This window comes from Citrobacter sp. RHB35-C21 (assembly GCF_013816515.1).
In the GTDB taxonomy this organism is placed as follows: domain Bacteria; phylum Pseudomonadota; class Gammaproteobacteria; order Enterobacterales; family Enterobacteriaceae; genus Citrobacter; species Citrobacter braakii.
Genome location: NZ_CP057147.1, coordinates 3075530 through 3087621, shown reverse-complemented (window position 1 = coordinate 3087621; position 12092 = coordinate 3075530). Strand labels below are relative to the sequence as shown.

The following is a 12092-nucleotide window of genomic DNA, read 5'->3' as shown; positions in this document are numbered from 1 at the left end:
CCGGACGCGCATTAACGTCTGCCGTTAATGCGCTGATTATCCCTGAGAACCTCAATCGCTGTCTGCATGGCGATTTTGTCATCTCGTTTTTTTTGCTTGTCCTGCATGACCTGAAGGTATTCCAGCAAAGTTCGGGTATTAATAGGTCGGCCCTGTTTGCCCACTGCCAGCACGGCTTCGCCAAGAATAATTTTCACTGGTGGCAACTGGGCCGGGTACCAGTCAAGGGTGTCTTCTGATTTCATGATAAATTTCTCACGGAAGGGTATTATATCATAAATCAGACGTTTAATTTTCAATATCTGATATCCTGATTTAATCATAAATTAACATAACTTAAGCCAGTTATTTTTATATTAAGGCGTATAATAATTACTGTGTTCCTCAGAGAATTATTTATGTCTTATACAAAAGGACTCAGGCACTTTAAAGAAAGACCGGTGCATGTTGCCTGCCCGGTATGCGCATACAGAGCCGATCAGAAAGCAGGTAAACTAAGAAAGGATGCGGTTCTGGAGTGCCCTGCCTGCGGGCTGTTGTTCAGACCATCAGAATGCTGGTGTATCGGCGGCTGATCGGCTTCTGCCACCTAACGTGAGTGATGTTGGGAAATGACAATATTGCTCCTGTACTGCAGTTTGAGAGGATATGATGATGAAATCTAAAAAATCTATTTTTATTGAAGGACATATCCTTTCGAACAGCTGTCATGGGCAGGTTGGTCAATCTTTCTGTATCCACAGGGCCAGGTTTAATAATGGTAAATATGCGATTATCCGGGAAGCATCCGGAATATGTTTCAAGCCTGGCGAAATTATTCAACGAAACGATTGCGAGTGGTTTTATAACCTTACCAAAATTCGCCTTCTCTCATTTGAGTACCTTGAAGATGATGAATCCAGAAGACAATTTCTTGAATATCGATAATAAATTCATGCGTATCATGACGGCATAATTTTGCGGGTTTACAATTCCTTTCTGATTTTACAAATCTTATCCCCGTCCATGACCTGGCATGCAGTTTACTTGAGGGTAAAAAGCATGCCATGATCATTTTAACTTATTGAGTAATAGCGGTTAACTATCAATGTCGCTAACTTTCTTGTTCAGCAAGCGGGAGGCGCGCCAGTAGATCAGCAGCATCAGACCCATGACGATGGTCAGCGTAATGCTGGTGGCAGCACCGAACGGCCAGTCGCGGATGTTCAGGAACTGAACTTTAATCACGTTGCCAATCAGCAGGTTTTTCGCCCCGCCCATTAAGTCGGAAACGTAAAACAGCCCCATTGCGGGCAGCATAACCAGCAGGCATCCGGCGATAATTCCCGGCATCGTTAACGGAATAATGATGCGGGTGAAGGTCTGAAGTTTACTGGCGCCCAAATCGCGCGCGGCTTCCAGCAGCGGTTTATCGAGCTTTTCAATGCTGGAATAGAGCGGCATCACCATAAACGGCAGCAGGATGTACACCAGGCCGATAATCACCGCGCTGGGGGTAAACATGATGCGAATGGGGGTATCGATAACGCCGAGCCACAACAGAAATTCGTTGAGGTAGCCCTTGGTACTGAGGAATATTTTGAGTCCGTAGATGCGAATAAGCGAGTTGGTCCAGAACGGAACAATCAGCAGGAACAGCAGCAATGGACGCACTTTTTCCGGCAGTTTCACCAAAAACCAGGCAAACGGATAGCCGAGCACCAGACAGGCGAGCGTGGCAATCAGCGCCATATTGAGGGAGTGAACCAATACCTCAAAATAGAGCGGATCGAGCAGGCGTGTATAGTTTTCCAGCGTAAAGACCATTTTGACGAAATTGGCGTCGTCGCGGGTCAAAAAGCTGGTGCCGATGATCATCAGGTTGGGCAGAAAGACAAATAACACAAGCCAACCGACAATGGTGACGATCACCACACTCTGGAATTTACTTGTGTTCTTCATCAGCCAGTACGACCTCCCAGCTTTCTACCCAGTTAATCGCCATTTTCTGGTCGAGAGAGTGGTCAAAGTCAGGATCGTCTTCGTTGAAGAATTCACTGACCATCACCATCTTGCCATTTTCCAGTTCCACAACCGACTCCAGCGTCATGCCCTTGTAGTTGCGTTCACGCACGTAGCCGATCAGGCCTTCGATATGATTGTCGTCGTTGATTTCATCAACGCGCAGATCTTCAGGGCGTAACAGGACGTGCAGCTTCTGCCCGGGAATCACCGCGAAGTTGACATAAATATTGCACTCGCGACCTTCAACGTTAGCACGAACGCGCTGTTCGTCCAGGCGTTCTATCACCGTCGCGTTAAACATGTTGATCTCACCGATAAACCCGGCGACGAACAGATTTTTCGGCTCTTCGTAGATTTCGCGCGGCGTACCGTCCTGCTCAATCTTGCCATCGCGCATCACCACGATACGGTCTGACATGGTCAGCGCCTCTTCCTGATCGTGAGTGACAAAGACAAAGGTGATACCAAGCTTACGTTGCAGCGCTTTCAGTTCGTTCTGCATCTGCTTGCGTAGTTTGTAGTCCAGCGCAGAGAGAGATTCGTCTAACAGGAGTAAACGGGGTTTATTGACCACCGCTCGGGCAATCGCTACGCGCTGCTGCTGTCCACCGGAGAGTTGATGCGGTTTTCGCTGGGCGAACTCTTCCAGTTGCACCATGCGCAGAGCTTCGGTAACGCGGGGAGGAATGTCGGCTGCGGGCGTTTTTTGCATGCGTAAGCCAAAGGCCACATTCTCAAAAACGGTCATGTGGGGAAATAACGCATAGCTTTGGAAGACGGTGTTCACGTAGCGGTTTTCCGCAGGAACGTGAGTGATGTCCTGGTTGTCCAACATGATATGACCGGAATCAACCGTTTCCAGACCGGCAATCAGGCGAAGAACGGTTGTTTTACCGCAGCCAGAGGGGCCAAGCAGCGTGAGAAACTCGCCATTATTGATGGTCAAATCCAGGCTGGAAATCACCTCTTTGCCATCGAAACTTTTGCGAATTCCCGCTAATTGCACCAGTGGAGAAAGCGAACGCGGTTGTTTATTCAATTTTTTACTCTGTCCCATGTAAACGCAACGGATGGCTGACCGCTGCGGGGTTCGTGGTTAACCACCTTGATGACTCTTAATGAGGGCCGTTATTCTACGGCAAACCATGGTAATCGCCAATCCTTGTTGCGAATTACTGACTTAGCCCTATAGTCAGAGGGGATGTCAGGGCGAAATATTCTCACTTGCGGGGATAAAAGTGACCTGACGCAATATTTGTCTTTTGTTGCTTATTGATAATGTTGTCACAAAAAGTGAGGGTGACTGCATGGATAAACTACTTGAGCGTTTTTTACACTACGTGTCGCTGGACACCCAATCAAAATCGGGCGTGCGGCAGGTACCCAGCACCGAAGGACAGTGGAAGTTATTACAACTGCTCAAACAACAGCTCGAAGAGATGGGGCTGGTTAACATTTCACTGAGCGAAAAGGGGACGCTGATGGCCACGTTGCCCGCTAACGTTGCTGGCAATATTCCCGCGATCGGCTTTATTTCCCATGTGGATACCTCACCGGATTTCAGCGGTAAAAACGTTAATCCGCAAATCGTTGAAAACTATCGCGGCGGCGATATTGCGTTAGGCATTGGTGATGAAGTTCTGTCGCCGGTGATGTTCCCGGTGCTGCATCAACTTCTGGGTCAGACGCTGATCACCACAGACGGTAAAACGCTGCTGGGCGCGGATGATAAAGCTGGCGTGGCGGAAATCATGACCGCGCTGGCGGTGCTCATCCAAAAAGATATTCCGCACGGTGATATCCGCGTGGCCTTTACGCCGGACGAAGAGGTTGGTAAAGGGGCGAAGCATTTTGACGTTGCGGCATTTGATGCGCAGTGGGCCTATACCGTTGACGGCGGTGGCGTGGGAGAGCTGGAATTTGAAAACTTCAACGCCGCGTCGGTTAATATCAAAATTGTCGGCAACAATGTCCATCCCGGTACCGCAAAAGGGGTGATGGTGAATGCGCTGTCGCTGGCTGCTCGTATTCATGCTGAGGTTCCGGCAGACGAAAGCCCGGAAACGACGGAAGGCTACGAAGGCTTTTATCATCTGGCGAGCATGAAAGGGACGGTCGATCGGGCGGATATGCACTACATCATCCGTGATTTTGACCGCAAGCAGTTTGAAGCGCGCAAACGCAAGATCATGGAGATCGCCAAAAAGGTCGGCAAAGGGTTACACCCGGATTGCTATATCGAACTGGTGATTGAAGACAGCTACTACAATATGCGCGAAAAAGTGATTGAGCATCCGCACGTGCTGGATATCGCTCAGAAGGCGATGCGCGATTGCGATATTGAGCCGGTGCTGAAACCTATTCGTGGCGGCACCGACGGCGCGCAGCTGTCGTTTATGGGGTTACCGTGTCCGAATCTGTTTACCGGAGGCTACAACTATCATGGTAAACATGAGTTTGTAACTCTGGAAGGAATGGAAAAAGCGGTGCGGGTGATTGTACGTATTGCGGAATTAACCGCAAAGCAGCTGTAAATTTATCGATAGATGCCGGATAGCGCGTTGCTTATCCGGCCTACAGTATTTCACTCCAAAAGGCCTGATAGGACGCGCTAGCGTCGCATCAGGCACCGTTCGTATTATCCTTCGAAGAACCAGTATCCGCTGTTAACCAGTGCGGCAAGCATGGCAAGGAAAGACGGATCTTCCAGCGCATCCTCAAAGTTCTCGGCCGTAAGAACAATATGGCTGGCAAGCGCTTCCAGGGCAGGGCGATGCGGGGAATCAATTTTCTCACCGTTGGCGTAGACGTCATCGCCGATGCGCAATACGCGCAATCCGCCCAGACGCACTAACACATCCCCTTGCTTCAGGGCATCGTAAATTTCGTCTGGCTGATACGGCGGCTCCGGTGGAGCAATATCCAGCTCATGACGAGACTGAGATATAAACTCGCCAAACCACTGCTGGAAATGTTCCGGCTGATTAATCAGTCCGAGCATCATTTCACGCAGCTTGTCCATTTCCTGCGGCAGAACGTCAGCCGGATGATCGCGCGGCGGCAGGTCAGGATCGCTGTAATACGTGCTGCCCAGCTCACGTTGCAAAACGTAATCGGCGAAGCCACTGATCAGTTCGCGAGTATTCGGCGCGCGGAAACCGACCGAATAGTTCATGGCGTTTTCCAGCGCATAGCCTTCGTGCGGGAATCCTGGTGGGATGTACAGGATATCGCCGGGTTCCAGCTCTTCATCGATGATGGCTTCAAACGGGGCGACCTGCAGCAGGTCCGGGTGAGGGCAGTGCTGCTTCAACTGCAGTTTTTCGCCCACGCGCCAGCGACGTCGCCCGGTTCCCTGAATGATAAACACATCGTACTGATCAAGATGTGGGCCAACGCCGCCGCCGGGGACAGAGAAGGAGATCATCAGATCGTCAATCCGCCAGTCCGGCAGTTCGCGAAACGGGCGCATCAGCGCGGCGGTTGGCTCATGCCAGTGATTGACCGCCTGTACCAGCAGCGACCAGTTGTTCTCGCCGAGATGATCATAGCTTTCGAACGGACCGTGGCTAACCTGCCATTTACCGTCCTGGTGGCTGACGAGTCGGCTGTCGACTTCGCTTTCCATTGCCAGTCCAGCCAGTTCGTCAGGAGAGAGTGGATCAATAAAGTTGTTAAACCCGCGTTTTAAGACCACCGGGCGTTTCTGCCAGTGGCGTTCAAGAAAATCGGGCCAGTTAAGTGTGAGTTGGTATTCCATAATGAGCATCCCGCAGGCTGGTATCTGCAACCGATTATAACGGATACTTAACCGCAAGCGGGAAATCAGTACATATTTATTACATGCGGCGATTACTCGTCTTTTTGCCCCGGCTGCTGGCGGCCAAAAATAACTTCCATGCGCGCGCCACCCAGCAGGCTATCGCCTGCAATAATCTGCCCGTCATACTGTTCGGTGATTTCTCGCGCCACCGCCAGTCCAACGCCTTGCCCTGGTCGTAACGTATCGACACGTTGTCCACGGTCAAACACCACTTCCCGTTTGCTTTGCGGAATACCTGGACCATCATCTTCAACCAGAATGTGTAGCTGATCTTCGGACAGATGCGCTGAAATCTCGACAAACTCCAGACAATATTTACATGCGTTATCCAGCACGTTGCCCATCACTTCAACAAAATCGTTCTGTTCGCCCACAAAACTGATTTCGGGTGAGATATCGAGATTTATGTTCACGCCTTTACGCTGATACACCTTATTTAGCGCCGAGGTGAGTTTATCCAGCAACGGCGCGACCGGATGCAGTTCGCGGCTAAGCAGCACGCTGCTGCCACGCATGCTGGCGCGATGCAGGTAATAGCCAATCTGCTGGGAAATACGGCTGATTTGTTCCAGCATGATGGGTTCCGCGTCGCTTACGTTCATTTTTTCATTACGCATCGAGCGGAGCGTACTCTGTAATACCGCCAGCGGTGTTTTCAGGCTATGGGTGAGGTCTGTTAACGTCGTACGGTATTTGTCGTAGCGCTCGCGTTCGCTTTTTAAAAGTCGATTAAGATTGCGGACCAGGCTGGTCAGTTCGCGCGTGGTGGCGGGGTTTAGCATCTCTCGATGATGTTCCTCAAGCTCACGGACTTCACGCGCCAGCGATTCGATAGGCCGCAGACTCCACCAGGCGGCTACCCATAACAGCGGAATGACCAGCAACAGATTGGCGACCAGCACATAAATAAACCAACTCCAGACCATATACGAGCGCTTTAGCTCAATAGGAATGGTATCGACAACCACTATGGTCAACAGTGGCATTCTGGCAGTGGCGGGGTAGACGTTCACGGCGACCGAGTGGGTCATTTCGGCATCGTCGTCATCTTCTCTGACTTCTTTTAGCTGCTGCTGAGCGGAATGATCTTCGCCCAGTAAGGTGCTGGTGGCATCTACATTGGCTTCAATCTCATGAAAACCGTTCGCTTTTAGCCATTCCGGTTGGATACTGTGCGTCAGCCAGGGAACATTGCGCTGCGCCCACAACAACTCACCGTCTTCGTTATAGATCAGCGACATTGTTGGGCTTTGCATATCGAGATTCTCGGGCAGCTCGACGTTTATCTTACCGTTCTCCCATTTTGCCAGGGTATAGAACAGGTTACTTTCACCCCGCAGCAGGCGGAACGTTGTTTTATCAAAGCTGACGCTGTAACCCACCAGGGCAACCATGCCGTAGGCCAGCGAAAGCACCAATACCACGCCCGCGGTTGCCAGTAAAAAGCGCAACCGCAGTGATAACGGGAAAAAATGACGCAATAATTTATTCATTAGCGCAGTTCAAAAAGATATCCCTGGCCACGCACGGTGGTGATGACATCATTCGGGTATTGCGCCTGTATTTTTTTACGCAGACGCCCCATCAGAACATCAATGGTGTGGCTTTCACGCAGCTCGGCATCCGGGTAAAGCTGTAACATGAGCGAATCTTTACTGACCACTTTGCCGTTATTACGGATAAGTGTTTCCATAATGGTGTATTCGAACGCCGTGAGCTTGATAACTTCATCATTGACGGATAACTCGCGTCGAGAGAGGTCCACCTGGAAAGGAGGAAGAGAGATAATCTGCGATGCCAGACCGCTGTTGCGACGCATAAGTGCCTGCATGCGCGCTGCCACCTCTTCGATATGAAACGGTTTTGTGACGTAATCGTCGGCTCCGGCGCTGAGTACTTCCACCTTGTCCTGCCAGCCTTCACGCGCGGTTAACACCAGAATCGGCAACGAAACCTCATTGCTGCGCCAACGGCGGATCAATGACAAACCGTCTTCATCGGGGAGTCCTAAATCAACGATCGCGATATCCGGCAGATGTTCATTCAGATAATAGTCCGCTTCCTTCGCATCTTCTGCATCATCCACCTGATGCCCTAAATCCTGTAACTGAACCTTGAGGTGGTGGCGTAATAAAGCATTATCCTCGACAACCAGTACGCGCATCATCGTTTCTCCCTAAAATAACGGTATAAATAGTTTAACGCTGATTATGTGGCTGTGGGGATAAACATTTAATAAACCGCGGGAAGGGAAGCATTTCGCTCATGAAATAAAAAGCCGGATAAGGCGATAGCCTCCATCCGGCTAAAATACGCATTAGCTCGCCTGTTTTTTCATCATGCTGAAGATAAACAGCAGCGCAGCACACAGCACCACGGAAGGACCTGCCGGGGTGTCATAGAAGGCCGAGAAGGTCAGCCCGCCTGTAACCGCTATCATTCCCACACCAACGGCAACCCCTGCCATCTGTTCTGGCGTACGGGCAAAGCGACGGGCGGTTGCCGCAGGGATAATAAGCAGCGAGGTGATAATTAACGCCCCGACAAATTTCATCGCCACGCCAATAGTTAATGCTGTGACCAGCATCAGCAGAAGCTTAACGCGTTGCAGTTTCACGCCATCCACAAATGCCAGATCCGGACTGATGGTCATCGACAGCAGGTTGCGCCACTGCCAGAACAAAATCGCCAGAACGATAACCACCCCAATGGCGATGGAAATAAGATCTTCCGGCGTCACGGCGAGCAAATCACCAAACAGGTAGGCCATCAGATCCACACGGATGTTAGACATCAGGCTGACGACAACCAGCCCTAATGACAGTGCACTGTGGGCCATAATGCCCAATAAAGTATCGATCGCGAGGTGGGGGCGTTTTTCCAGCCATACCAGACCGCCTGCCAGCATCAAGGTGACGACGATGACCGCATAGAAAGGGTTTACATCCAGCAGCAGGCCAAAGGCGACCCCCAGTAGCGAAACGTGGGCCAGCGTATCACCGAAATAAGACATTCGACGCCAGACCACAAACGAGCCGAGTGGGCCAGCGGCACAGGCCAGCATGATCCCGGCTAACCAACCGGGTAATAACAATTCAATCATGAGTGACCATTTCCCCGGCGTAAGACGATACGACCCTGTAAATCGTGGCGGTGATTATGATTATGACGGTAAATTCCGAGTTGTTCGGCACCGCGTTGTCCGAACATTGAGATGAATTCCGGGTGCATGGAAACCACTTCCGGCGCACCAGAACAACAAATATGATGGTTCAGGCACAGTACCTCATCGGTTTTTGCCATCACCAGATGCAGGTCATGAGAAACCATCAGTACGGCGCAATCCAGTTCACGTCGCAACTGATCGATAAGATCGTACAGCGCGACTTGCCCATTGACATCCACGCCCTGGGTTGGCTCATCAAGCACCAGTAGCTGAGGTTTATTCAATAAAGCACGGGCCAACAGGACGCGTTGTGTCTCCCCGCCAGAGAGTTTTTGCATCGGCGCATTCATCAGATGTCCGGCCTGAACACGCTTCAGTGCCGGAAGGATATCTTCTTTTTTGGTGCCGGGACGCAGGCGCATAAACCGACTTACCGTCAGCGGAAGCGTCGTATCGAGGTACAGTTTTTGCGGCACATAGCCAATCCGCAATCGACCATTACGCTTGATAACTCCCTCATCAGCCTCTACCAGCCCTAATACAACGCGCACCAGCGTAGATTTCCCGGCACCATTTGGGCCGAGAAGCGTCAATATTTTACCGGGTCGAAGTTCAAGCGATACGTCAGAGAGGACGCGGCGTTGACCATAAGAGACCGAGACATTTTCCAGTGAAACCAAAGTCGTCATATCAATTTTAGTCTTGCAGAAGTTATAGAATGTTATAATATCACAATTCTCACATTCATTACGATGATTGGTCGCATTATGTTACATAAAAATACGCTTCTTTTCGCAGCATTATCCGCTGCTCTTTGGGGTAGTGCAACACAGTCGGCAAATGCCGCTGTCGTGGCTTCTCTTAAGCCGCTGGGGTTTATCGCTTCAGCCATAGCTGACGGGGTTACTGACACCCAAGTTCTGTTGCCTGACGGGGCTTCCGAACACGATTACTCATTGCGTCCTTCAGACGTAAAACGCTTACAGGGCGCGGACTTAGTCGTTTGGATTGGACCTGAGATGGAAGCGTTTATGGAAAAATCAGTCAAGAATATTCCTAACGCAAAACAGGTAACGATTGCGCAGCTCAATGACGTGAAGCCGTTACTCATGAAAGGTGCTGACGACGATGATGACGATCATGGACATAATGATGCCGGCAGTGAAAAAAGTGACGAGCATCACCATCACGGCGATTACAACATGCATCTTTGGCTTTCCCCAGAGATAGCACGGGCCTCAGCGGTTGCAATCCATGAAAAATTAGTGGAACTTATGCCGCAAAGTCGAGCCAAACTTGACGCCAACCTGAAGGATTTTGAGGCACAATTAGCCGCAACCGATAAGCAGGTAGGTAACGAGCTCGCGCCGCTCAAGGGAAAAGGTTACTTCGTTTTTCATGACGCCTATGGCTACTACGAAAAACACTACGGACTAACACCGCTTGGTCACTTTACCGTGAACCCTGAGATTCAACCTGGTGCGCAGCGTTTACATGAAATAAGAACACAGTTGGTTGAGCAAAAAGCAACCTGCGTTTTTGCTGAGCCACAGTTCAGGCCAGCGGTCGTTGAAGCCGTCGCGAGAGGGACATCCGTTCGAATGGGAACGTTGGATCCGCTCGGAACGAATATCAAACTGGGTAAAACAAGCTATTCAGCGTTTTTGAACCAATTAGCCAACCAGTATGCGAGCTGCCTGAAAGGAGATTAATGAGGAAGTGATTACGTGCAACAGATAGCCCGCTCTGTCGCTCTGGCATTTAATAATCTGCCGCGGCCCCATCGCGTTATGCTGGGGTCGCTTACCGTACTGACATTGGCCGTCGCTGTCTGGCGGCCCTATGTTTACCATCCTGATTCTGCACCCATCGTCAAAACTATCGAGCTGGAAAAAAGCGAGATTCGTTCACTATTGCCTGAGGCCAGTGAACCTATCGATCAGGCCGCTCAGGAAGACGAAGCCATCCCACAGGACGAACTGGATGACAAAACGTCTGGTGAAGCCGGCGTGCATGAGTATGTTGTCTCCACGGGCGATACGCTGAGCAGTATTCTGAATCAGTACGGCATCGATATGGGTGACATCAGCCAGCTCGCTGCTTCCGACAAACAACTGCGTAACCTGAAAATTGGTCAGCAACTTTCCTGGACGCTAGGCGCGGAAGGTGACTTGCAGCGCCTGACCTGGGAAGTCTCCCGTCGTGAAACCCGTACTTACGATCGCACCGCGACGGGTTTTAAAATGAGCAGCGAAATGCAGCAGGGCGATTGGATTAACAGCCGAATCAAAGGCACCGTGGGCGGAAGTTTTGTCGCCAGTGCCAAAGATGCCGGACTGACCAGCTCTGAAATCAGCGCAGTGATTAAGGCCATGCAGTGGCAGATGGATTTCCGCAAACTGAAAAAAGGCGATGAGTTCTCGGTACTGATGTCTCGCGAAATGCTGGACGGTAAACGTGAGCAAAGCCAACTGCTGGGCGTACGCTTGCGTTCTGAAGGCAAAGATTATTACGCAATCCGTGCTGAAGACGGTAAGTTCTATGACCGCAACGGTACCGGACTGGCGAAAGGCTTTATGCGTTTCCCGACGGCTAAGCAGTTCCGCATCTCTTCCAACTTTAACCCGCGTCGTCTGAACCCGGTGACCGGACGCGTTGCGCCGCACAAAGGTGTCGACTTTGCGATGCCGCAGGGGACGCCGGTGCTGTCGGTGGGTGATGGCGAAGTGGTTGTAGCCAAGCGCAGCGGCGCAGCCGGATACTATGTTGCGGTTCGTCATGGTCGCACCTATACCACGCGTTATATGCACCTGCGTAAGTTGTTGGTCAAACCAGGACAAAAAGTGAAACGTGGCGATCGTATCGCGCTGTCTGGCAATACCGGGCGTTCAACGGGTCCGCATCTGCACTACGAAGTCTGGATCAACCAGCAGGCAGTGAATCCTCTGACGGCGAAACTGCCGCGCACAGAAGGTCTGACCGGGTCGGATCGCACCGATTACCTGGCACAGGTGAAAGAGGTTGTTCCTCAGTTGCGTTTCGATTAATTAACACGCTGACAGAGCCGGTACGCTATGCGTGCCGGCTTTTTTATTTTGT

At 51.0% G+C, this 12092-nt stretch carries 11 protein-coding genes; 3 read left to right on the top strand and 8 right to left on the bottom strand.

What is annotated here, in order from left to right; genetic code table 11:
* Positions 1-11: 11 nt before the first annotated feature.
* The 3 genes from HVZ39_RS15075 to potA all read right to left on the bottom strand — a co-directional run bounded on the left by HVZ39_RS15075 (position 12) and on the right by potA (position 3061).
* A complete protein-coding gene (locus tag HVZ39_RS15075; RefSeq protein WP_029139493.1) occupies positions 12-245 on the bottom strand; it encodes a hypothetical protein in 234 nt (77 codons plus the stop codon).
* Between the two features lie 832 nt (positions 246-1077).
* On the bottom strand, positions 1078-1941 hold the full coding sequence (potB, locus tag HVZ39_RS15070) for a spermidine/putrescine ABC transporter permease PotB (protein ID WP_016150058.1): 864 nt from the start codon (positions 1939-1941) through the stop codon (positions 1078-1080).
* The gene (gene potA / locus HVZ39_RS15065; protein WP_016152695.1) at positions 1925-3061 is read right to left on the bottom strand and encodes a spermidine/putrescine ABC transporter ATP-binding protein PotA; all 1137 of its coding nucleotides are present in this window, start codon (positions 3059-3061) and stop codon (positions 1925-1927) included. Before potA ends, potB begins: the two co-directional genes overlap by 17 nt.
* A 250-nt stretch (positions 3062-3311) precedes the next feature.
* Between potA and pepT the strand changes: the two genes are divergently transcribed.
* Positions 3312-4538 carry a peptidase T gene (pepT, locus tag HVZ39_RS15060; RefSeq protein WP_019076507.1) on the top strand — a complete coding sequence of 409 codons (1227 nt, stop codon included), beginning with the start codon at positions 3312-3314 and terminating at the stop codon, positions 4536-4538.
* 104 nt (positions 4539-4642) lie between these two features.
* On the opposite strand, the gene roxA is transcribed toward pepT, so the two are convergent.
* The 5 genes from roxA to znuC form a co-directional block, all read right to left on the bottom strand.
* On the bottom strand, positions 4643-5764 hold the full coding sequence (gene roxA / locus HVZ39_RS15055) for a [50S ribosomal protein L16]-arginine 3-hydroxylase (protein ID WP_016152697.1): 1122 nt from the start codon (positions 5762-5764) through the stop codon (positions 4643-4645).
* 92 nt (positions 5765-5856) lie between these two features.
* Positions 5857-7320, bottom strand: a complete 1464-nt coding sequence (phoQ, locus tag HVZ39_RS15050) for a two-component system sensor histidine kinase PhoQ (RefSeq protein ID WP_101699933.1) — start codon at positions 7318-7320, stop codon at positions 5857-5859.
* A complete protein-coding gene (phoP, locus tag HVZ39_RS15045) occupies positions 7320-7991 on the bottom strand; it encodes a two-component system response regulator PhoP (protein ID WP_046274776.1) in 672 nt (223 codons plus the stop codon). Before phoP ends, phoQ begins: the two co-directional genes overlap by 1 nt.
* A 153-nt stretch (positions 7992-8144) precedes the next feature.
* Positions 8145-8930, bottom strand: coding sequence for a zinc ABC transporter permease subunit ZnuB (gene znuB, locus HVZ39_RS15040; protein WP_181632628.1), 786 nt, complete (start codon positions 8928-8930; stop codon positions 8145-8147).
* Complete coding sequence (gene znuC / locus HVZ39_RS15035; protein ID WP_016152761.1) at positions 8927-9682, bottom strand: zinc ABC transporter ATP-binding protein ZnuC; 756 nt, start codon at positions 9680-9682, stop codon at positions 8927-8929. Before znuC ends, znuB begins: the two co-directional genes overlap by 4 nt.
* A 78-nt stretch (positions 9683-9760) precedes the next feature.
* On the opposite strand from znuC, the gene znuA reads away from it, so the two are divergent.
* Complete coding sequence (gene znuA, locus HVZ39_RS15030) at positions 9761-10705, top strand: zinc ABC transporter substrate-binding protein ZnuA (RefSeq protein ID WP_019076521.1); 945 nt, start codon at positions 9761-9763, stop codon at positions 10703-10705.
* A 15-nt stretch (positions 10706-10720) separates the two neighbouring features.
* Positions 10721-12040: a murein DD-endopeptidase MepM gene (mepM, locus tag HVZ39_RS15025; protein WP_047359311.1), complete on the top strand. Its 1320-nt coding sequence runs from the start codon at positions 10721-10723 to the stop codon at positions 12038-12040.
* The last annotated feature ends 52 nt before the right edge of the window (positions 12041-12092 follow it).